This is a genomic window from Aquirufa echingensis (assembly GCF_042714525.1).
Classification (GTDB): domain Bacteria; phylum Bacteroidota; class Bacteroidia; order Cytophagales; family Spirosomataceae; genus Aquirufa; species Aquirufa echingensis.
This window is the reverse complement of record NZ_JBBKYA010000001.1, coordinates 37,612-59,955: the sequence shown is the minus strand read 5'-3', so window position 1 is coordinate 59,955 and position 22,344 is coordinate 37,612. Positions and strand designations below refer to the sequence as shown.

Annotated in this window: 21 protein-coding genes; 14 read left to right on the top strand and 7 right to left on the bottom strand. The window is 43.4% G+C overall.

Annotated features, from left to right (window positions below):
* Positions 1-1,219 (bottom strand): hypothetical protein (locus SKC38_RS00295; protein ID WP_377974109.1); only part of this gene is annotated, 1,219 nt, incomplete at its 3' end.
* 164 nt (positions 1,220-1,383) lie between these two features.
* On the opposite strand from SKC38_RS00295, the gene SKC38_RS00290 reads away from it, so the two are divergent.
* The 3 genes from SKC38_RS00290 to SKC38_RS00280 all read left to right on the top strand — a co-directional run bounded on the left by SKC38_RS00290 (position 1,384) and on the right by SKC38_RS00280 (position 4,116).
* Complete coding sequence (locus SKC38_RS00290) at positions 1,384-2,640, top strand: DUF2264 domain-containing protein (RefSeq protein WP_377974108.1); 1,257 nt, start codon at positions 1,384-1,386, stop codon at positions 2,638-2,640.
* 91 nt (positions 2,641-2,731) lie between these two features.
* Positions 2,732-3,175: a DinB family protein gene (locus tag SKC38_RS00285; protein ID WP_377974107.1), complete on the top strand. Its 444-nt coding sequence runs from the start codon at positions 2,732-2,734 to the stop codon at positions 3,173-3,175.
* A gap of 86 nt (positions 3,176-3,261) precedes the next feature.
* Positions 3,262-4,116, top strand: coding sequence for a ThuA domain-containing protein (locus SKC38_RS00280; RefSeq protein ID WP_377974106.1), 855 nt, complete (start codon positions 3,262-3,264; stop codon positions 4,114-4,116).
* Here SKC38_RS00280 and SKC38_RS00275 read toward each other — a convergent pair.
* Positions 4,113-4,379 carry a hypothetical protein gene (locus SKC38_RS00275; RefSeq protein ID WP_377974105.1) on the bottom strand — a complete coding sequence of 89 codons (267 nt, stop codon included), beginning with the start codon at positions 4,377-4,379 and terminating at the stop codon, positions 4,113-4,115. The two genes, SKC38_RS00280 and SKC38_RS00275, sit on opposite strands and share 4 nt — an antisense overlap.
* A 5-nt stretch (positions 4,380-4,384) precedes the next feature.
* Positions 4,385-5,104, bottom strand: coding sequence for a pirin family protein (locus SKC38_RS00270; RefSeq protein WP_377974854.1), 720 nt, complete (start codon positions 5,102-5,104; stop codon positions 4,385-4,387).
* Between the two features lie 100 nt (positions 5,105-5,204).
* Here SKC38_RS00270 and SKC38_RS00265 point away from each other — a divergent pair, with 100 nt between their 5' ends.
* Complete coding sequence (locus SKC38_RS00265) at positions 5,205-5,939, top strand: LOG family protein (protein ID WP_377974104.1); 735 nt, start codon at positions 5,205-5,207, stop codon at positions 5,937-5,939.
* On the top strand, positions 5,936-7,444 hold the full coding sequence (locus SKC38_RS00260; RefSeq protein WP_377974103.1) for a carboxylesterase/lipase family protein: 1,509 nt from the start codon (positions 5,936-5,938) through the stop codon (positions 7,442-7,444). The genes SKC38_RS00265 and SKC38_RS00260 overlap by 4 nt, the downstream gene beginning before the upstream one ends.
* A gap of 2 nt (positions 7,445-7,446) precedes the next feature.
* Here the strand turns inward: SKC38_RS00260 and mscL are convergent, their stop codons facing one another.
* Complete coding sequence (gene mscL / locus SKC38_RS00255) at positions 7,447-7,818, bottom strand: large conductance mechanosensitive channel protein MscL (RefSeq protein ID WP_377974102.1); 372 nt, start codon at positions 7,816-7,818, stop codon at positions 7,447-7,449.
* A 57-nt stretch (positions 7,819-7,875) separates the two neighbouring features.
* On the opposite strand from mscL, the gene SKC38_RS00250 reads away from it, so the two are divergent.
* Both SKC38_RS00250 and SKC38_RS00245 read left to right on the top strand, forming a co-directional pair.
* Entirely contained in the window at positions 7,876-8,196 is a 321-nt protein-coding gene (locus tag SKC38_RS00250) for a DUF6370 family protein (RefSeq protein WP_377974101.1), read from the top strand.
* A gap of 142 nt (positions 8,197-8,338) precedes the next feature.
* Complete coding sequence (locus tag SKC38_RS00245; RefSeq protein WP_377974100.1) at positions 8,339-8,614, top strand: hypothetical protein; 276 nt, start codon at positions 8,339-8,341, stop codon at positions 8,612-8,614.
* Between the two features lie 37 nt (positions 8,615-8,651).
* On the opposite strand, the gene SKC38_RS00240 is transcribed toward SKC38_RS00245, so the two are convergent.
* A complete protein-coding gene (locus SKC38_RS00240; RefSeq protein WP_377974099.1) occupies positions 8,652-9,380 on the bottom strand; it encodes a hypothetical protein in 729 nt (242 codons plus the stop codon).
* A 233-nt stretch (positions 9,381-9,613) separates the two neighbouring features.
* Between SKC38_RS00240 and SKC38_RS00235 the strand changes: the two genes are divergently transcribed.
* Positions 9,614-10,804 (top strand): glycosyltransferase, encoded by a 1,191-nt coding sequence (locus SKC38_RS00235; protein WP_377974098.1) that lies wholly within the window; start codon positions 9,614-9,616, stop codon positions 10,802-10,804.
* On the opposite strand, the gene SKC38_RS00230 is transcribed toward SKC38_RS00235, so the two are convergent.
* Positions 10,790-11,878, bottom strand: a complete 1,089-nt coding sequence (locus SKC38_RS00230; protein ID WP_377974097.1) for a glycosyltransferase family 4 protein — start codon at positions 11,876-11,878, stop codon at positions 10,790-10,792. The two genes, SKC38_RS00235 and SKC38_RS00230, sit on opposite strands and share 15 nt — an antisense overlap.
* Between SKC38_RS00230 and SKC38_RS00225 the strand changes: the two genes are divergently transcribed.
* On the top strand, positions 11,877-12,176 hold the full coding sequence (locus tag SKC38_RS00225; protein ID WP_377974096.1) for a helix-hairpin-helix domain-containing protein: 300 nt from the start codon (positions 11,877-11,879) through the stop codon (positions 12,174-12,176). The two genes, SKC38_RS00230 and SKC38_RS00225, sit on opposite strands and share 2 nt — an antisense overlap.
* Positions 12,177-12,221: 45 nt before the next feature.
* The gene (locus SKC38_RS00220; protein WP_377974095.1) at positions 12,222-13,850 is read left to right on the top strand and encodes a carboxylesterase/lipase family protein; all 1,629 of its coding nucleotides are present in this window, start codon (positions 12,222-12,224) and stop codon (positions 13,848-13,850) included.
* Positions 13,851-13,877: 27 nt separating this feature from the next.
* On the opposite strand, the gene SKC38_RS00215 is transcribed toward SKC38_RS00220, so the two are convergent.
* On the bottom strand, positions 13,878-14,840 hold the full coding sequence (locus SKC38_RS00215) for a zinc-binding alcohol dehydrogenase family protein (RefSeq protein ID WP_377974094.1): 963 nt from the start codon (positions 14,838-14,840) through the stop codon (positions 13,878-13,880).
* A gap of 71 nt (positions 14,841-14,911) precedes the next feature.
* Between SKC38_RS00215 and SKC38_RS00210 the strand changes: the two genes are divergently transcribed.
* The 4 genes from SKC38_RS00210 (at position 14,912) to uxuA (ending at position 22,344) form a co-directional block, all read left to right on the top strand.
* Complete coding sequence (locus tag SKC38_RS00210) at positions 14,912-16,306, top strand: alpha-L-fucosidase (RefSeq protein ID WP_377974093.1); 1,395 nt, start codon at positions 14,912-14,914, stop codon at positions 16,304-16,306.
* Between the two features lie 200 nt (positions 16,307-16,506).
* Complete coding sequence (hemN, locus tag SKC38_RS00205) at positions 16,507-17,862, top strand: oxygen-independent coproporphyrinogen III oxidase (protein WP_377974092.1); 1,356 nt, start codon at positions 16,507-16,509, stop codon at positions 17,860-17,862.
* Between the two features lie 78 nt (positions 17,863-17,940).
* Positions 17,941-19,020, top strand: a complete 1,080-nt coding sequence (locus tag SKC38_RS00200; protein WP_377974091.1) for a Fic family protein — start codon at positions 17,941-17,943, stop codon at positions 19,018-19,020.
* A 57-nt stretch (positions 19,021-19,077) separates the two neighbouring features.
* Positions 19,078-22,344, top strand: a complete 3,267-nt coding sequence (uxuA, locus tag SKC38_RS00195) for a mannonate dehydratase (RefSeq protein WP_377974090.1) — start codon at positions 19,078-19,080, stop codon at positions 22,342-22,344.

Below are 22,344 nucleotides of genomic sequence, written 5' to 3'. Positions count from 1 at the left end.
CAGTACCTAAAGTCGTAGCAGTAGATTTGTTACTTACATCTTCTTTTCCTGCAACGGTTGTTTGCAAAGCTACACCTTGTGTGGCAGAATCGACGTAATCTTTTACGGCTTTGACACTTGGATATTTAGTGTCTGAAGTCGCATCTGTTGAAACGCTAATCGACTTATTACTCAAGTTTTCTTTATTGGCCAATCCAGGTACGGTCGGAGTTGCAGCAGTTCCACCTAAATCTCCTGCTAATTGAATTTTACCTGCAGCTAAGGTTGTTGCATCTGGCACACCAGACCCCACAGCTTGATAGATTGAATTGTCAACATATGATTTGGTTGCTCGCTGGCTAGGATATAGGTCATTCGATGGATTTGCCCCGCCAAGGTTGACGTCTACCGACTTGTTACCTAACGATTCATAGGTTCCTCCTAAATTATTTACACTATTTTGTGTATTGTTCGTTTGAACGGTCAGGTTACTAATTTGCCCTTGGACTTGATTTTGGTTATTTTGGATTTGATTTTGCTGGTCAACTAATTTTTGATTTTGGTCTTCCACAGAACTTTTAAGTTGAGAAATGGATTTAGATTGACTAGTTAATTGCTCATCAACAGTTGAAATGCGTTGGTTAACTAATAAAAATTGACCCTGGGCATTCGCTTGGACTTCTTGAATTTTATTTTGTAATGGATTTAAGTCCTTTGGAATTAGGTAGCCTACATCATTCGTAAATTCAGATAATTGGGTAGGTGCACCCGCAACATTTCTATACTCAACAGATTCAGCATACAAAGCATATGCTGTATGACTTAAAGTTTGCATGCTTACTTGTGAAAAGGTTTTAGCCTGGTCAAAACTGACACTTACAGCAAGTTTTTTCACGTTGGAATCCCAAATTATATTTTGAAAACTTGAATATTTAGTTGTTACTGAACTATTCGTTACAATTCCTTGACTGGTTCCTTGTCCAATTGTAAGGTTCACTAGACCAAATTCGTCGGTGTTTGTGGCTTGAATTTCGGAGTAATCCAATTCTCCTCGGCTATTTATGAGGTCGAATTTTAACCACACCTTACTATTAATCAAGGGCTGGCCGGTTATTTTTTGTCCAGGAATGTCTAGAGTCTTAGGATCCTGAATAACAGCTTGAAAGTTTAGTCCTTTGGTTTGCCCTAAAACAACGGAGCTAATTAAATTGATAAGTAACAGGATAAGAATTTTTTTCATTCGATAGCTTAATTGGATTGACTTGGTTTTAGCGGAATAAATAATAATATTGGACCATTATATTTTTGAATCTCGAGTCCAATATTACGAAGTCTAGTATCGCCAAACGGGTTGAACAAGTCATAGAAATATTTTTTTGAACACATTTTTTATCAATCATCACATTGAATACACGTCGAAAATTCCTATTAAAAACCTCGTTTTTGGGCTTTAGCTCCAGATTACTGTCATATAGATTTAAATCTAACCGAGTGGATTCTGACCGCGCCTATTGGGTAAATCTACTCGACAAAATTGCCGCCCCCATTTTGAAAAATATGTCTAAGGGGGAGCTGCGCAAAAAAATGATCATTGCTTACAGCCCTACCTGGGATCATCGCGCCTCAGATGTGGCTTACATGGAGGCTTTTGGCCGATTATTGATTGGGATCGGACCTTTTTTAGCTTTGCCGGATGATGTTAGTTCGGCCACGGCCCGCGAAGAAACGAATATTCGCAAGCGCATGAAGGAACAAACCTTAGCGTCCCTCAAGCATGCCGCGGATCCCTTAAGCCCTGATTATTTGTATTGGGGTTCGCCTACTTCCAAACAACCCCTCGTTGATGCTGCCTTTATCGCACAAGCTTTTCTAATAGCTCCGGAGGCCTTGTGGGAACCGCTGTCTGCGGAGACGAAAATGAAATACATTCGAGAGTTTACGACAATCCGACAAATCACGCCGCCTAATAATAATTGGGTGCTGTTTGCCGCCACGATTGAGAGCTTTTTACTTTATATCGGGAAGCCTTTTGATGCCGCGCGAATCGATCAGGCGATTGCCAAAATCCAATCTTGGTATGTCGGGGATGGCTGGTACAAGGATGGTGAGAAATTTCATTTTGATCATTATAATGGCTTCGTGATTCATCCCATGTTGATCGATGTCATGCGGGTTAATTTGGCCAAAGGGCGTTTATCTCAAGCCGATTTTGATTTAGCCTACAAGCGGATGCGTCGCTATGCGAGTTTTCAAGAACGATATATTTCCCCCGAAGGAACATTTTTGGTGGTTGGCCGCTCGTCGACCTATCGCGTGGGGCTTTTCCAACCGCTTGCGAAACTGGCCCTAGAAAATGCCTTGCCCGAAGGCGTGAGTTTAGCGCAAGTTCGTTCGGCCTTGACGGCGGTGTTTAGGCGCGTTTTTGTTTCGTCGACCTTTGATCGAGATGGTTGGTTGACCTTGGGTTTGGTGGGAGCGAATCAAGCAAATCTTGCAGATTCTTATTCCAATACGGGCAGTATGTATTTGACCTCTGCGGCCTTTTTGCCTTTGGGATTACCAGCAAATCATGCATTTTGGGCGGATCCTGATGCGGATTGGACACAGAAAAAGGCGTGGACGGGACAGGTATTTCCGAAAGATTATGCGGTCGACTATTAAGCTTCACCCCCCTTACCTTTGGCAAACCTTGGAGGATTGCCAAAGGTAGTGGTGCGGGAATAAAATCCATACTAATAAACTGATAAAAAATATGCTACAAGAACTTATTGCCTTATACGATCGGGATTTAAAAGCCCTTCGAAAAGAGATTGAATCATATAGTGAAGAAGCCCGTATTTGGCAAATAGCAGACGGTATCAATAATCCGGGAGGAAATGTATTCTTGCACCTGATGGGGAATCTCAATACGTTTTTTGGCGCAGTTTATGCGAACACGGGCTATGTCCGCGACCGACCGTTGGAGTTCACCGCGCGAGATATCCCTCGAACGACATTATTGAAGATGTTGGATGAAATTCATCCCATCGTACTTCAGGTGTTGCGGGATTTCCCAGTGGAAAAATTAAGAGATACTTACCCGATTCGAATCTTTGATGAAGACAAAACGAACGGTTATATTTTTATCCATTTGGAGACACACTTAGCGTATCATTTAGGCCAAATAAATTACCATCGTAGGCTACTAAATACCTAATGCCTCTACTACCTTTGGCAAACCTTGGAGGTTTGCCAAAGGTAAAGGGGAAAAATGACATGATTGAAAACTAAACTGATAAACACATGAAAAAATTCTTTAAAATTCTCGGCTGGACTTTCCTCAGCATCATCCTCTTGCTTTCCGTTGCCATGGGAACCTTTATGTATAAAGTGAAATATGGATTCCCGGTCAGCTACGAAACAGAAAAACCCGCGATTCAATTTCCTGCAAATCAGCCTGCCATTTTGGTCTTCACCAAAACCACAGGCTTCCGTCACGCAGAATCTATCGACGCCTCCATTCCTCTCTTGAAAGAGCTTGGGAAATCGCACAACTATTTTATCTATGAAACGGCCGATGGCGGGGTCTTTAATCCCGAACAATTGAAGCAATTCAGTTTGGTGATTTTTGATAATTCCACGGGACGTGTGTTGAATGACGACCAACAAACCGCGCTGGAAAAATATGTGGAAGAAGGTGGTTCGTTGATGGGTATTCATGGAGCGGGCGATGATTCTCACCGCTGGGAATGGTATGAAAATAATCTCTTAGGGGCTAAATTTTCCCATCATCCTTTGAATCCGCAGTTCCAACAAGCCGATGTGCGCATGTCGGAAAATGTCGATTCCTTGTTTTCGAAAAACTTGGTGAAACAATGGAGCAATACCGACGAATGGTATGTCTTTTTTAATCAACCCAAAGATGTGAAAGTCCTATATTCCATCAATGGAGACAAGATTATTCCGAATGGAAATATTCTTTGGACGACTGATAAGAACTTTGGCATGGGCGCAAATCACCCCGTGGCTTGGTACCGTGAAGTGGGGAAAGGAAAAACATTTTACACTTCCATGGGTCACTCGGCGGCCGTTTGGAAAAATCCAGATTACCTGAAACTTATTGAAGAAGGCATCGCCTGGAGCATCCAAAAGAACTAGTCCAAATAAGGCAATAACTCCGCGCGCAATAATCCACTTCCGCCTCCATAATGTTGGATGATCGGTTGGCTTACTTGCGCGCGGATCAATGCCTCGTCAGTTTCCGAAACACTGGAACTTAATAGGAGCAAATCAAAGTTGCCGATTAACAGTTCTTCGACTGTCGGAAAAGACACCGCTTCCGCCGCATCATACTGATTAATTAATCGGACCAATATGGCGACGATATCTGCATTTCCCCCGAAGACTGCGACAGTTTTCATATTTATTAAATTTGCATCGGTACTTCCATCAACAAAATTTCTGCGTCGGCTGTCAAGGCTTTGAGTTCAAACGATTCAGCCCCGCGAATACCTAATCCATCGCGTGGCGATAAAGTTTGGCCATCGATTTCAAAACTTCCTGAAAGCACAAAGGCATAGATCCCATTCCCTGCTTTTTTGATTGCGTAGTTCGTCTCAATCCCTTGGTCAAATTTTCCCATGTGAAACCAAGCATCTTGGTGAATCCAAACGCCCGCATCTTCTGCATTCGGGGATAAAATTTGTTGCAATTGATTATGGCGGTCGGCAACATTCAGCGTAATTTGATCATACCGCGGCGTCACATTTTTCTTGTTTGGGAATACCCAAATCTGCAAAAATTTAACAGTTGCGTCTTTGTTTCGATTGTATTCGCTGTGGTAAATTCCTGTTCCGGCACTCATTACTTGGATATCCCCGTGACGGATCACCGCCTTATTCCCCATGCTATCCTGATGTTCCAAATCTCCCTCAAGCGGGATACTGATAATCTCCATGTTGTCATGGGGATGTTGGCCAAAACCCATTCCGCCCGAAACGGTATCGTCATTTAGCACGCGCAATGCCCCGAAATGAATTCGAGAAGGATTATGGTAGTTGGCAAAACTAAAGGTGTGATAACTTTGAAGCCAGCCATGATTCGCGGCTCCGCGGGAATCAGCTGCATGTAACTCATAAGATTTCATCATTGACGGATTAATTTTAGTAAAGCTAGTATTAATTTAAATTGGTTGCGGTTAAAATGTGGAATTTAGGCGTAGTTTTGAAGGAAACTTATTTTAACAAATGAACAACAATTCTGAAAACGCTTTTTTAGCCGGTCCGCGTTCCCGCTGGAAAGAATTTTTATTCTCATTGGAAGTTTTATTTCAATTTATCAAAGGTTTTCGAAACCTACATTTTGTTGGCCCCTGCATCACCATTTTCGGTTCAGCTCGATTTGGGCCAGATGATGTTTATTATCAAACAACAGAGGAACTTGCTGGGCTGCTGGGAAATGAGGGTTTTGCAATCATGACGGGTGGTGGCCCTGGTATTATGGAGGCGGCGAATAAAGGTGCCAAAAATGCGGGAACCTTGTCACTCGGTTGTAACATTGAACTTCCCTTTGAACAACATCCTAATCCGTATTTGGACCGCATGGTCAATATTCGTTACTTCTTTGTGCGAAAGGAATTGCTACGAAAATATTCGTCTGGTTTTGTCATCATGCCGGGCGGCCTAGGTACTTTGGATGAGTTTTTTGAAGTGATTACTTTAATTCAAACGGGTAAGATGAAAAACTTCCCTGTCGTGGTGATGGGGCTGGAATACCACGAACAATTGATGCGTTATTTCGAGTCGTTGATTAAAGAAGCGACGGTTGGGTCAACGGATTTCCAACATATCTTATTCACGGATGATATTGCAGAGGCGGTGGAGCATATCCGAAATTTTACCGAGCGAGCACCCGAAAAACATGCTCATTTAGATAAACCTTTGTGGATTTTAGGAGAAAGAAAAATAAAACGAAGAAAATGAAACTAAGTCTGATTTTTGTTTGCCTTTTCGCTGTGAGCGGTGTGGCGCAGTCGGTTCAAGTGAAGACCCAAAAAGGTGTTGTGGAAGGGGAAAAATTCGGATCTATCCATCGCTTTTTGGGTATTCCATTTGCGCAGCCACCTGTGGGAGATTTACGCTGGAAAGCCCCGCAGGATTTAGCGAATTGGCAAGGAGTAAAATCCGTGAAAGCTTATGGACCAAGTCCCATGCAAGCGGAGCCAAAACCTTTTATGGTTTGGTCGGAGGAATATTTAATTCCGAAGGAACCCATTAGCGAAGATTGCTTGTATTTAAATGTTTGGAACGATTCAAAAGAAAAGGGACCCAAGCCGGTTCTGGTTTATATCTACGGAGGAGGTTTCCGTAGCGGAGGTGCTGCTTGTCCTATTTATGATGGTGCTGCAACTGCCGAGAAAGGTGTCGTTTTTGTTAGTATCAATTACCGAGTGGGAACCTTTGGTTTCCTAGCGCATCCGGAGCTTAGCAAGGAGTCAGCAGCTGGCGTATCAGGAAATTATGGTCTTTTAGATATGATTTCGGCGCTGAAATGGATCCAAGCGAACATCGCCGCTTTTGGTGGAGATCCGAATCAGGTGACCATTGCGGGGCAATCTGCCGGTGCCTTTGCCGTGAACTATTTATGCGCATCACCTTTGGCCAAAGGGCTTTTCAAGCGCGCTATTGCGGAGAGCGGAAGCGCCATGCTTTCGAGTCCTTTGCGTCCTGCGACGAACCAAGCAGCAGCGGAGGCGACTGGCGGAGCGTTTGCAACCAAATTAGGAGCAGAAAATCTCCAAGCCATGCGAGCTAAATCGGCCAGTGAAATATTAGCAGCTCTAGGTGGTTTATCGTCCCCTTATTTGGATGGCTATGTAGAGCCCTTGAATATGGTTCAGGCATATGAGAGCCAACAAGCGAATGATGTGGATTTACTTATAGGGTGGAATTCGGAGGATGTTGTTAGTAATCGGTGGTTGCCTGCGCAGGAATACCAACAAATACTAGCGAAAAAATATGGCGCTAAAGCGACAGAAATGTTGACTTATTATCCCGCATCCACGGACGCAGAGGCAGCGATTTCTCAGCGAAATTTGAGTCGGGATGAGACCTTCGGGGCAGGCGTATTTTTCTGGGCCAAAACACAAATGAAACATGGGAAATCTCCCGTTTACCTCTATAATTTCAATCGGCAGATTCCTGGCGATACGCCAGAAACTCAGAATGGTGCATTCCATACGGGCGAGGTTCCCTATGCTTATGATAATCTAGCGAAAGTGCGGAGGCCATATCAGGCGATTGATCGCCAACTTGCCAACTACATGTCGAACTATTGGGTCAATTTTGCCAAAACGGGGAATCCAAATGGAAAAGGTTTGCCAGTTTGGCCACGGTTTCAAGCCGAGAATAACATGATGCAATTGGATGTGGAAACAAGGGCTACAACATTGAAAAATGCTAAAGCGCTTGAATTAATTGCTCAATAGGTTTACTTTTTCAGCAAATCGCGAATTTCTTTGAGCAGTTCCACTTGGGGGTCTTTTTTCTTTTCCTCTTTGGGTACATCAACTAAATTGACTTTGTTGATGGCCTTGATGATGGCGAAAAGAACGAGGGAAATTAAGACAAATTGAATGATGGCTGCGAGGGATTTGCCATATTTTACGGCACCCCAAGACAGTTTGTCGATGTCGGCAACGCCCGCAGCTTCAATCGCAGGCGTTAAGATTAACGGCGTGATGATGTCAGAAACGAGGGAATTAATGATGCTAGAGAATGCAGCTCCGATAACGACGGCGACTGACAATTCAATGACATTTCCTTTGATGGCGAAGGCCCTAAACTCTTTTATCCAATTCATGCGAGAAATCATTTATCACTCAAAGATAATCGCTTATTTTGCACAAAAATACACATCATGAAAAACTATTTAGTCGCATTTTTACTACTCTCGTTTGCGAGCATGGCTCAAAAGCCTTTCGGAAAAATTAATCCGAGTTTACCTGTTGATACCTTAGCGGCTTCTTGCGGTTCTTGTAATTTCAAGATGGCAAAAAAAGGATGTTTTTTAGCGGTCAAAAAAGATGATATTGCCTATGAGGTGAAGGGGACAGGATTAGACGACCATGGTGATGCCCATGCAGCCGATGGTTTTTGCATGGCTGTCCGTAAGGCTCGCGTTCAAGGCAAAGTTGAAAATGGCTTCTTTGTTGCTACGTATTTCGAATTATTGAAATAAAAAAACACCACGCGAATATCGGGTGGCGTTTCAGTATTAAACTTCATCAACAAACTAAATAACATGTCCTAAAGGCTTTAAAAGCATTATTTTACTCAAGTAATTTAGTACATTTGAAAGTTCATCCTAGTTAAAAAATTTTATGAAAAAGATTTTAGTATTGGCTGCTTCGGTAGCATTGTTTTCGTTTGCCGCAGATAAATTCATCACGATGCGCATTCCAGAACCAACCGTGAATTACCACTGGAATAATTTGAATAACATCAAGGCCATTGCTGATCAAAGTAATTTGCCACATGCGCAAGTAAAATTCATCATCGCGTCAATCGATAGTCTTCAAAAAGATATGGCGAAAAATGCACGTTTGGATAGCGCTGTAGCAACACCCGCTCCTTCGGCAGTTCAAAAGAAAAAGTAATTTTACAGCCTTGTTGGGAGACCAGCAAGGCTTACATTTAAGGCACGAAGGTTAACTCAAATACAGAAGCTGGTTGAGATTGACTATTGAATGTGGGAATCTGAATCCCCACGGATAGCACCCAGTGCTTGCTCATATAATACGCCCCTCCAATCACCACTTCCCCCAAACTGTGTTTCCCGCTGATAAAGTCGGCCTGAAACAATAGTCGTTCCTCCCAAATATTTTGCTCTACACCCAGTTGGATTCCTAGCGATTTCAGTGCGCCATCTTCTGCAAAATTGCGTGATTCCGGTCCAAAATAATTATCAGTGGTATAGTAAAGTCCACTTACCCATTTGGTATGCGTATGTTCGTTTACATATACTCCATTTCCGTAAAGATAGGTGCCCCCTTGGCCAACTTGCGTAAAGCCTGCTTGAGCTCCGAGTCCAATTTTGAAGTCTTCATGTAATTGGAAACTTTTTTGCGCATTGAGGGTGAAAAAAGGATTATAGGGTTGTTCGGTATGATTGGCGACAAATTTTTGTTGGTAGTCATAATTAACGCCCATTACATTAAATCCAATTTCAGCGTTATGACCAAGCCCGTAACAAAAGGTACTTCCCGACTGGACGCCATTGGGAATAAAGTTTAATTGTTGTTGGAAAAATACTCTGTTACGCGGCGTGATATCTGAGCTTGGAACGTTGAAGAAATTTTGTTGGCCTACAGCTGCGAAAGAAAGGAATAAGCAAATGCCTATCCATTTGAATGAATTATACATGTGATTTTTAGCGGTTTTGTTTCTTTGCAAATCTACAAAGCTTTAAAGTAAATAAGTCAAATCTACTGATTAATCAAAAAATAGCATCAAGCTTCATTTCTATGCTTTTGTTGATTTTATGAGCTAAATTGAAAGCATTGCGTAAGGGAGCTCTTGTTTTTGGTATTTAAAATTAATATGGCCACTAAAATTAAGCGAATTGAAATATCCTAAATTAAAACTAATTTTAGGCTATGAAAATGGCCAAAAAGGTACTTCAGGTTTCGCCCGCTTATTATCCAGCAATATCTATTGGCGGACCTATTTTTACCAATCTTACTTTTTCAAAGGCACTTGTAGATTTGGGTTGTGATGTAGAAGTGCTAACAACAACCCAGGGCTTGGAACCCGCTCAAATTGCGGATATGCTTTTAGGAATATCTGATCAATCAGAATTTTCTTACCCTATATGGCGATTTCGATATTTTGGTTATTCGCATTTTACCTTTGCTCCCGGACATATATTTTGGTTATTAAAGCACATCAAGCGATTTGATTTGGTGGTGTTGCAAGCCGTTTGGAACTTTCCAATTTGGATAAGTTATCTGATATGTGTCTTGTACAACAAACCCTTCGTTGTAATACCCCATGGTAGTATATATCCAGAAACGATAGGTCTTAAATCGTCTAAAATCAAACGAATCTTTTTAGCCGTATACGTTCGAAAAATGCTGCAGCGTGCATCTCACGTGCTATTTAGTACCTACGATGAAAAAGAAAAAGTTGTCGCATTCTTAAAGTTGCCTTTGCGTGCAGCCATATTGCCCAACATTGTCGATATAAAACCTTTTCTACAACTTCCTGAAAAAGGGTTATTTAGAAGTAAATATCAAATAAAACAGGATGCGCCGCTACTTGTTCATTATGGTCGGGTTAGCCCCAAAAAGGGAATCCACTTTGTCCTCTCCTGTTTGCCCAAATTAGTCTCGGAATATCCATCGCTTATTTATGTTATTGCAGGAGGAGAGGATGCTGAATATGCCAAACTATTACGTGATACGATCAATGAAAAAGGCTTAGGTGCGCATGTAATTTTTACGGGCCTTTTGAATCAGGAAGATGGGATTTCACTTATGCGAGATGCAGATGTATTCGTGTTACCCTCGCTCTCCGAGAATTTTGGCATGGCTGTTGTTGAGGCAATGCTATGTGAAACAGCGGTTCTAATTTCAGACCAAGTAGGAATTTCCTCAGAATTACAAGCGGCAAAATGTGCACATGTTTTTTCTTCCGAAACAGACGGTCTTTTAAATGGATTAAAGTCCTTATTGAATGATGAGAAATTAAGGCTCACTTTGGGTTTGGCTGGTGCAAAATTTGCGAAAGATAATTATTCGGAAGAAGTTGTTCGCGGGCAGTTACGACCCTTTTTAATGGTTAACTAATTTTCGCATCCCTGCTAGCATTTCCAAGCTAAGTCGGTCAACAGCAAACACCTGATTGTTTCGATGGGCGAATTGCTCATAGGCCAACTTATTTTCAGGAAGCTGATGTATAAAATCAATGATTTGTTTTTTTTCAGCCCTAAAATCAGAGACTACAAGTCCGTTAAATCCACTAATGACTAAGTCGTTTGCACATCCACAAGCTGCTGTACATATGATAGGTTTTCCCAAGGCTTGCGCTTCATTTGCTACCATTCCCCAAGGTTCGTATGTAGATGGTAGTAATAAACATGCTGCCTCGGCATAGTAGTTGGGAAGTTTAGACCACGCTATTGCACCTAGAAATTGGATATTTTTGCCACTTATTTTTTCAAGCCTTTTACGTTCAGGCCCATCTCCAATGATGATTAATTCTTGATCGATTTCATTCATCAACTCAACTAAAGCATCGATATTTTTTTCGGGAGACAATCTTCCTACATAAAGTAAATATGGCTTCTCATCTTTTTTCGGATGTCCACTTAATTTAAAATTGGCTTGATCAAACGCATTCAAGAAAGCAAGTATTTTGGATTTAGGAACGCCTTGTTCAAAAAGGAACCGATTTGTATTTAAGCCGTATGAATATACTCCATCAATCAGGAAGTAAACGAGTTTCTTATAAATTCCTTTTAATGCACTAAATCGACCTCCTAGGTGAGCCACAGACTCAATCGTAATAATTGTTTTGATACCCAGGAATTTCGCGAATAATAAAACTGGCAAGGTTCCTAATTCATTATAGCCTGTAAGATTTATAATATTGGGCTTAAATTGAAAGACAATCTTTAACCAGGAAATGGCTGTTTTAACCGGGGATGCCTGTTGGAGTGGAATTGTGTTTAGTAGTTGAAATGGATATTGATAAGGAAAAGTTGACACATCAAAATCCACTAAATCTTCCCTCCCCTTTTCGGTAATGGCGGTTTGCACGACCAATACTTCGTCATCTGGGGAACAGGTCTGAGCGATTTTTTCGAAAACCACCGACTTGTATTGTGACCACAATAAATTATGTAAGATTAATATCCGCATGCTGGCAAGAGTCGTTTGCAAAGCTACGGGCTTTTTGGCTAAATTCGTACAAAATCAAAAAATCATGGCGACTTGTCCTTTGCATGCAGATGTTCAATCGCAAGCCTGGTATCAGGAACAGATTCGTAAATGTGATCCTGCGATATTGGCACTCGGCTTGAGTCAGCCGGCTCTTCGCGCGCTGATCAATTTATCAATCTATACGGTGGAGGAGTTGAACGCTGAGGATGAACAAACCTTGCGTAATAGCCACGGCATAGGCCCAAATGCACTAAAAAAATTGGAAACACTCCGCTAATCTTGTATTATTGTATCAAACTGTGACAATATAAACCTATTACACATGAAAAAAACATTATTATCAGTGGGCTTGGGCCTATTGTGTTCTTGGGCGTCTGCTCAATCAATCAATTTATTCCCGGTTCAAACGACGATCCAACATGGCGTGATCGAAGGAAATTTTGATACCAAAACGGGTGTTCAAAAGTATTTCGGGATTCCCTTTGCGAAACCACCGGTGGGTGAGTTGCGATGGAAGGCGCCTCAGCCTTTAGCTCCTTGGAAAGGTGTGAAGGAAACGAAGAAATTCGGTCCTCGTCCGATGCAGGGTATTGTATTTGGAGATATGATGTCTCGTTCAGAAGGCTTGAGCGAGGATTGTTTATACCTAAATGTTTGGACGCCGGCAAAGCGAAATACCAAAAATCTACCCGTATTAGTTTATTTCTATGGTGGGGGTAATGTTGCTGGGGACGGTTCTGAGCCACGTTATGATGGCGAAAGCATGTCGAAAAAAGGCGTAGTCGTTGTGACTTGCAACTACCGTTTGAATATTTTCGGTAACATGGCGCATTCGGAATTGAGCGCGGAAACTTCATACAAAGGATCTGGAAACTATGGATATTATGACCAATTAGCGGCTTTGCAATGGGTTCAAAAGAACATTGCGGCTTTTGGTGGTGATCCTAATCACGTAACCATTGCAGGTGAATCAGCAGGTTCGATTGCCGTGAGTTATCAAATGTCTTCTCCACTTTCTAAAGGGTTGATCCATGCTGCGATTGGCGAAAGTGGTGGCGGCATTAATCCAACCATGGCGCCTGTTTCATTAGCAGATGCAGAGAAAAATGGCGCTGAATTCTTGCAAAAGGCGGGTGTTAAATCCATCAAGGAATTGCGTGCTATGTCGACGAAAGATATTTTCGAGCTTTACCAAGATTCAAAGCGTTTCGGTTTCCCTGTCGTTGTTGACGGCAACTTCCTACCAAAGAAATTACCTGAAATTTTTGCATCTAAAGAACAACATCAAATTCCTCTTTTGGTTGGTTGGAACTCAGCTGAAATCCCAGGTGGCGCTTTCATGCAAGGCAAACCTTACACGGTTGAAAATTACATCGAACGTGTGAAAAAGGAATATCCTAACGATGTGGATAAAGTCTTAAGTCTTTACCCTGCACATTCTGAAAAAGAAGTAGAGTTGTCGGCAACTGCCTTAGCCGCAGACCGTTTCATCGTTTATTCGACATGGAAATGGTTTGATCTACACCGCAATAATAGTAGCCAACCGGTTTACCGTTACTTATATAGCAAATTGCGTCCTCCTTTGGTTGATCAAAATACCGTTTCGGCTTTAGCCGGAGGTACGGTTAGACGTGAAGGCCCAGCGCAAACGCCTCCGCCAGCGGTAGGAGCGCCACACGCATGTGAGATTGAATATGCGATGGGCAATTTGCATTTAGTGAAAGAATATGCTTGGACTTCTGAGGACTTTAAGGTTTCTGACACTATGTTTAATTACTTTACAAATTTTGTTAAAACATTTAATCCCAATGGCGAAAAATTGCCAGAATGGCCAGCTGCCAAAGCGGGAGATGCAACGCCTCCCGTGATGATTCTGGATACGAATTCCAAAGCAGAAAAAGCGCAAAACGATGCGCGCTACCTGTTCTTGGATAAAGAATACATGAAATAAGGTTTAGGGCGAATCGAAAGGTTCGCCCTAATTTTTTACATGAATGACGGCTTTAACGACTTTTCTGGCCGGGTCATGAACGCTCGTGAACTCTTCACCTACCTTTTGCCATTCAAAGCGATGCGTGATAAAGGGTTTTATATCAATTTGCTTCGATCGTAATATGTCCATGACATAGCTAAAGTCCTCGGTCGTGGCGTTCCTACTGCTCATTAGGGTCGCTTCGCGTTTGTGAAATTCTGGGTGAATGAATGAGATAGCCTCCTTTTGTAAACCGATCAAAATGTATTGCCCACCGTGGGCTATTTTTGCAAATCCCGACTCGATGGCAGCTTTATTGCCCGTCGCATCGATGACCGTTTGGTAATGCGTTTGAGTGGACGAATGGACGCCTAGATGCTCTTCACAAAATGCCAAACGCGCCGCATTCGGTTCCGCCACTTCAACCTGTGCCCCTTGGATTTTGGCGAGCAAAATGGTGAATAAACCAATCGGCCCAGCACCCATAACGAGTAGCTTTTCGCCCGCTTGAATTTTTCCACGCCGCAGTCCATGGGCAGCGATGGACAAGGGTTCTACCAGTGCAAGTTCCTCAGTCGAAAGCCCATTCCCAGCTAAAATATAGCGGTCTTCCACGACGATGTATTCGCGCATGCCTCCATCAACATGCACCCCAAATACTTGCATTTTTTCACAGCAGTTTGTTTTCCCCTGTCGACATGCTCCGCATTCTTCACAATGAAAATAGGGGATGATTGTCACGAACTCGCCCGTTTGAAATTGTTCCGACTCCACCACCTCCAAGGCTAATTCATGTCCTAGAATCCTTGGATATTGAAAGAAGGGTTGGTTCCCCGCAAACGCATGGATGTCGGTCCCACAAATCCCTATCGCCTGCGTGCGTAAAAGAGAAAACCCGACAGGGCGGTGGGGAATTTCTGCTTCTTGTAATTCAAAACTTCCCGGTTGGGTACAGATCCATTGTTGCATCAGGTTTCCAAAGGTTTAGATTTTTGAATTTAGCAATTTTAATTAACTTACCCTTCTTTATGCTAAACCATATGAAAATCAAATACTTATTTTTGTGCCTTTGTCTGATTTCTGGGAGTCTTTTTGGTCAAAAAGCCTATCAGGCAAATTGGGAATCCATTGATAGCCGACCGGTTCCTGCTTGGTTCGAAGATGCCAAATTTGGCATATTTATCCACTGGGGTTTGTATTCTGTGCCGGCTTATAGTCCCTCAGCACGCGATAAAGTAGGAGTCTATGATCGCTATGCGGAATGGTATTGGCGCCGCTGGCAGGAGCCGAATAAAACGCAGCATTTTTTTACTGATTTTCATAACAAGGCCTTTGGTCCCAATGTGAAATACCAAGACTTTACCCAACATTTTAAAGCCGAAATGTTTCAGCCAGATGAGTGGGCTCAATTATTCGAAAATGCCGGTGCGAAGTATGTGGTCTTGACTTCCAAACACCATGAGGGTTTTACTCTTTGGCCCTCAAAGCAATCTTGGAATTGGAATGCCGTAGATGTGGGTCCGCACCGAGATTTGTTGGGCGATCTGACCAAATCTGTCAAAAGCAAAAACATCAAAATGGGTTATTATTATTCGCTGCTCGAATGGTACAATCCCTTGTATAAAAAGGAGACGTTGAATGAATACATAGACCAACACATGTTTCCACAATTGAAGGATTTGGTGAATACTTACCATCCGGATTTGGTTTGGACGGATGGCGAATGGGATTATACGTCAGATAAATTGCGTAGTACGGAGTTTTTATCTTGGCTTTATACAGACTCTCCGGTTCGGCAAAATGTTGTCGTGAATGACCGTTGGGGTAAAGAAACCCGCTCTAAACATGGCGGATTTTACACGACAGAATATGATTTTGTACACGGAGAAGATACGTCAAATGGAATCGAATTCGCCAAACCTTGGGAGGAATGCCGAGGTATCGCGGGCTCTTTTGGCTATAACCGAAATGAAAATTTGGAAGACTATTCGAGTTCGGAGCAGTTGGTACACATGTTGATTAATAAAGTGGCTCGTGGCGGGAATTTATTGTTGAACATTGGGCCAACGGCCGATGGTCGGATTCCGGTGATTATGCAACAACGTTTGACCGATATTGGATCTTGGTTAAAGGTGAATGGGGAAGGGATTTACGGCACACGCAAATGGGCGAACGCACCGAAAGTTACGCCTGCGAGCAAACAATATTTCACGCAAAAAGGCAAGGATTTATATCTGATTTCGACGGAATTCCCAACGGCCGCATTGCAGGTAGCAGGAATTAAAAAACCTGCCTCCGTGAGTTTGTTGGGTTCTCATGTTGCAATCAAATCGAGCTTTAAAAATGGCACGTTAAGCATTGTACCTCCAGCGATTACGCCGGGAAATAGTCCGTGTCAATATGCCTGGGTGTTTAAGATTTCGGGAGGGATTTAATTGTAGTGACGCGAAGCCCCTTTGGCAATCCTTTAAGGTTTACCAAAGTTTAAGGCGCATTATCGCGCCGATTTTTTGAAGTATTTGTTTGAGGGCATTCGTAACCCATCGGTGAAAATAGACGCGAGGTATGCGTCTCTACCAGTTTAGCTGACGTATATCATTTTTGCCCGCCACGCTAGCTTTTACCTTTGCAAACTATGCAACAGGTATCTCTCGACTTACTTCAAAAATACAATGTCCCCATCCCGCGGTATACGTCCTATCCGACGGTTCCGTATTGGGATGAGACGATAGATGTCCCAACTTGGAAATCCTTATTTACCCAACGCTTTGAAGAAAGCGGCGAGATAAGCCTATATCTGCATCTTCCTTTTTGTGAAAGTTTATGCACTTTTTGTGGGTGTAATAAGCGAATTACCACGAATCATTCGGTCGAGGAAACGTATATGTTAGCCTTGTTGAAGGAATGGGAAATTTACCGAGGAATGATGCCTCATAAACCTGTGATTCGTGAATTACATTTAGGCGGTGGTACGCCTACCTTCTTTTCGCCTGAGAATTTAAAGCATTTGATTGAATGTATTTTGGCGGATGCCGTGGTCCCGTCGGATCATGAGTTTGGATTTGAAGGCCATCCGAATAACACGACCCGCGAACACTTACAAACCTTATTTGATCTCGGATTTAATCGGGTGAGCTTTGGCATGCAGGACAGTAATCCGGAAGTCCAAAAAGTAATTAATCGAATTCAGCCGCACGCGCATGTCGTCCAAGTGGTTCAATGGGCACGTGAGATTGGCTATGAATCCGTGAATTTAGATTTGGTCTACGGCTTGCCTTTGCAGACCTTGCCGCGTTTGGAAAAAACGATTCAAGATGCTTTGGAAATCAAGCCTGATCGTATTGCTTTCTATTCGTATGCGCATGTGCCCTGGACGAGTAAGGCCCAGCGGCTCTTTGATGAAAACGACTTGCCATCGGCGGATGAAAAAATGCAACTGTATCAAAAGGGAAAAAAACGTTTCATGGAAGCGGGTTATACGGATATTGGGATGGATCATTTTGCCTTGCCCGGCGACTTAATGGTTCAGGCACATGAAGCAGGAAATTTGCATCGCAATTTCATGGGCTATACGGTCCAACAAACCGGCATGCTGTTAGGTTTAGGTGTCTCGAGTATCAGCGATATCTATTATGGATTTGCCCAAAATAAAAAGACGATTCAGGAATATTACGAACAAATTAATCAGGGCGAGTTAGCGGTATTTAAGGGCTATTTCTTGGATGAAGTTGATCAAAAAATGCGGCACTATATTCTTGATGTGGCCTGCCGTGGCAAGACTCATTTTGCTAAAGAGGATTTGGCATTACTCCGCCAATATACTTTTCATGAACTCGATGAATTGGCCTTGGATGAGCTCGTGACTTGGGGCGAGCATGGCCTAATCGTCACGGAATTAGGGAAACATTTTATTCGAAATATTTGTAAGGCCTTTGACCTCAAATTACTCACAGCCGAAGTTCAGAAAAAGACTTTCAGTCAGGCGGTGTAAAAATGAGGCGATTAATTTAGCTAATCGCCTCAAAATTTAACTATATTTGAGTCGATTATACTTATTAATCGCCTCACGATGTACAACTGGCAACGAGATTCCTGGCCTCATTTTGAATTTGACACGACTGCTATCGAGTCGCAAATCTTCGCGTTTATGCAGAAATCGGGCGAATTGAGTGGTAAATTAGCTGCCTTACCTCTAGTGGATCGGACAGAGATGATGATACAATTAATGGTTTCAGAGGCTCTGAAGACTTCTGAGATTGAGGGGGAATATTACAGCCAATTGGATATCATGTCTTCAGTTCGCCGAAATTTGGGCTTGGCTACACATCACACAATAAAAAACAAACAAAGTATCGGACTTAGTGCAATGCTGTTGGATGTGCGAAATACCTACAATGAACCATTGACGGAAGCTCATTTAAAACATTGGCATCGTTTCTTGATGGGAAATGTTTCATCAATTCAAGCTGGAGCGTGGAGAACAGATGAAGCGCCCATGCAAATCGTTTCGGGATCTGTTGCCCAGCCCAAGGTTCACTACGAAGCACCTCCTTCCATTCGTGTCCCCAAAGAAATGAAACAGTTTATTGCTTGGTTTAACGAATGCAATATTACAGCTGCACCTGTTAAGGCGGCTGTGGCCCATTTGTATTTTGAGGCAATTCATCCATTCGAAGATGGGAATGGGCGAATCGGTCGGGCCATCGTAGAGAAAGCACTTTCTCAGGGTTTGCAATGCCCTTTGCCTTTTAGTGTTTCAAAGGCTATTGAGGCAAATAAAAAGGCATATTATCAGAGACTCCAACAAGCAGAAAAGAGTCTAAATATTACGGATTGGGTTACTTGGTTTATAACGATGTTGTTGGAGGCGCAAACTTATGCCGACAAAATGATTCAGTTTACTATTTCCAAATGGCATTTTTTCGCCGTATTTGAACACAAACTAAATAATCGTCAGAGTAAGGTCATTAATCGAATGTTGCTCGATGGACCAGATTCATTTCTTGGGGGCATGAATGTGCGAAAATATGTGGGCATATCAGGAACCTCCAGAGCCACTGCATCGCGTGATCTTCAAGAGCTCGTTTCTATGCAGATATTTACGCCAGTAGGTGCGGGTAGATCAGCGCGATACGAGTTGGTTTTTTAATTAGTAAATTTTGTGCATTTTGCGCTTTACAAAGCGTAAGCCTCTAAACAAATTTACATGATACATACGATGCGTTGGTTCGGTCCAAACGATCCGGTTTCTTTGATGGATATCCGTCAAGCCGGTTGCACAGGAGTCGTAACCGCATTGCACCAAATTCCCGTAGGGGAGGTTTGGCCGATAGAAGCCATCAAAGAGCGTATTTCCATCATCGAAGCGGGCAATCAAGATTGGACGCCCTTGCATTGGTCAGTGGTAGAATCTTTGCCAGTTCACGAGGGAATTAAGAAAGCTTTGCCTTCACGCGCCCAGCTCATTGAAAATTACAAGACTTCTTTACGAAATCTAGCGGCTTGCGGGATCAAAACCGTTTGCTATAATTTCATGCCCGTACTCGATTGGTCGCGGACCAAATTAAACTTTGAGATGCCGGATGGCGCACGGGCTTTACGTTTTGTTTGGACAGATTTTGCCGTATTCGATCTACATATTTTACAGCGGCCAGGGGCTGCAGCGGATTACACGGAAGCTGTTCAAGCTGCGGCTGCTCAGCGTTTCGCGACAATGTCTTCCGAAGAAAAAGAGGAATTAAAAAACACCGCGCTATTAGGTCTACCGGGTTCCGAGGAGGCCTTTCATTTAGAGAATTTCCAAAGTCTTTTAGACGAATACAAGGCTATTTCTGCCGATCAATTGCGGGAGAACTTGCACTATTTTGTTCGTTCCATTGCGCCTTTGGCACAAGAATTAGGCATTAATTTGTGCATCCATCCGGATGATCCCCCGTTTCCTTTATTAGGTTTGCCACGCGTGGTGAGTACGGAATCGGATTTGGCATTATTAATGGATGCCTCCCCGGAACGCGCAAATGGAATCACTTTTTGCACGGGTTCTTTAGGCGTTCGAGCTGATAATGATTTGCCCAAGATGATTCGTCGTTTCGCAGATCGCATTCATTTCTTGCATTTACGGGCAACTTTCCGGGAACAAAATGACCCACTGATTTTCCATGAGGCGCCGCATTTGACAGGCGACGTGGATATGTTTGAAGTGGTCAAAGCGGTCGTCGAAGAAGAAAAAAGACGCGGAGGCGCGGAGATTCCGATGCGCCCAGATCACGGACATCAAATGTTGGACGATTTAAATAAGAAAACCTATCCAGGTTATTCGGCCATTGGCCGACTGCGTGGATTGGCCGAAATACGTGGACTTGAATTAGCGATTCGCTCATTTTTAGCCATGTTTTTTGTGGTTTGTAGTTTTGCGTTGAAGGCAGATGATGGCTACCGTTTGTGGTTGAAATTTGACAAGGTAGCATCTGCGGCGCGCTATGCACCCTATGCGAAATCGATTTCGTCCGAGTTTGCTTCGACGCCCATTTTAGAGACGGCGAAGAAAGAATTAACCAATGGGTTGAAGGGTTTGACAGGCGTTGCGCCGATCAGCCTCACGCAAAATGGCAGCATTCAATTGATGAAGGATTCGAAAATTCCGGAGGAAGGATTCGAAATTCAGGTCGATCAAAAATCCAAAATCAGTGTCGAAGGCGCAAGTATTGTTGGCCGTAAATACATCCGAATCATAGCCAGCTCCGACCGCGGAATTCTATACGGCGTTTTCGAATTATTGCGCATGATCCAACAGGAGAAGCCTTTGGCTAACCTCAGCTCCTCTCCCAAAGTCAAATTCCGCATGTTGAACCATTGGGACAACGTCATGGGCACGATCGAACGTGGTTATGCTGGTGCATCGCTGTGGAAATGGTACGAATTGCCGGAAACGGTCGACCCGCGTTACACGGATTACGCCCGGGCAAACGCCTCCATCGGGATCAACGCGGTCTCCGTGAACAACGTGAATGCCTCAGCTCGATTCATGACGCCGGAGTATTTGGCGAAGGTGAAAGTGCTTGCCGACGTGTTTCGTCCTTATGGCATTAAGTTATTTTTATCCGTGAATTTCGCATCACCAAAACTGGTAGGCAAATTGAAAACCTCGGATCCTTTGGATCCTCAAGTGCGCGCTTGGTGGACCGCAAAAACGAAAGAAATCTATGCGCAGATTCCGGATTTTGGCGGATTCTTAGTGAAAGCAAATTCGGAGGGGGAACCGGGTCCACAAGAGTTCGGTCGCACGCATGCCGACGGTGCGAACATGTTGGCGGAGGCAGTGAAACCTTTCAACGGCATTGTCATCTGGCGAGCCTTTGTTTACGCCCCAAATCCGAATGGAGATCGTTTCAAAGAAGCATATAATGACTTCAAACCCTTGGACGGAACCTTCGCGAAAAACGTGATCGTTCAAGTGAAGAATGGTCCCATCGACTTCCAACCACGGGAACCTTTCCACCCGTTATTTGGGGCGATGCCTAAGACACCTTTGGCCTTAGAATTTCAAATCACTCAGGAATACACGGGTTTCAGCACGAACGTTTTTTATCAATCGATCCTGTTTAAGGAATGTTTAGATTCAGATACCTACCAAAACGGAAAGGGTTCTACCGTGGCCAAAGTCATCGACGGCAGCCTCGGAAACGAGCAAATTACCATGATGGCGGGTGTTGCAAATACGGGTTCTGACAGAAACTGGACAGGACATTTACTATCGCAGGCCAACTGGTATGCGTTCGGACGTTTGGCTTGGGATCACACCTTGAGTTCCGAGCAGATTGCGGATGAGTGGGTGAAACAGACGTTGACCCGCGACGAAAAGGCCGCGAAAACCGCTTCGGATATCCTGATGAAATCCCGCGATACCTATGTGAAATTTACGACACCTTTAGGACTGCACCATGTGATGGGCCAAAGTATTCACTGGGGACCGGAACCTTGGTTGGAACGCAGTCAACGTCCCGACTGGACATCGATTTATTATCATCGGGCGGATTCGGTGGGATTGGGTTTTGACCGAAAAGCATCGGGGAGTAATGCCTTGAGTTTATACCATCCGTCGGTTGCGCAACAGTGGCTGGATCCAGCGAAAACAGATTTGAATTATTTACTGTGGTTTCACCATGTGGGCTGGCAGGAGAAATTGTCCACGGGCCGCACGCTTTGGGATGAATTCTGTTACCGTTCTAACACGGGTGTGCAGGAAGTGAAAGATTTGCAAAAGGATTGGGATTCGCTTCAAGGTAAGGTGGATCCGGAGATTTTTGCGGATGTTCGCGGACGTTTGGCCGCGCAACAACGGGAGTCTGTTTTGTGGCGCGATGCTCATTTATTGTACTTCCAAACCTATTCGAAATTGCCGATTAGCTATGGGACGCCTGCGCGGACTTTGGCAGAGATAAAAGAAATTGTACGTATATACCAACTGAAATAA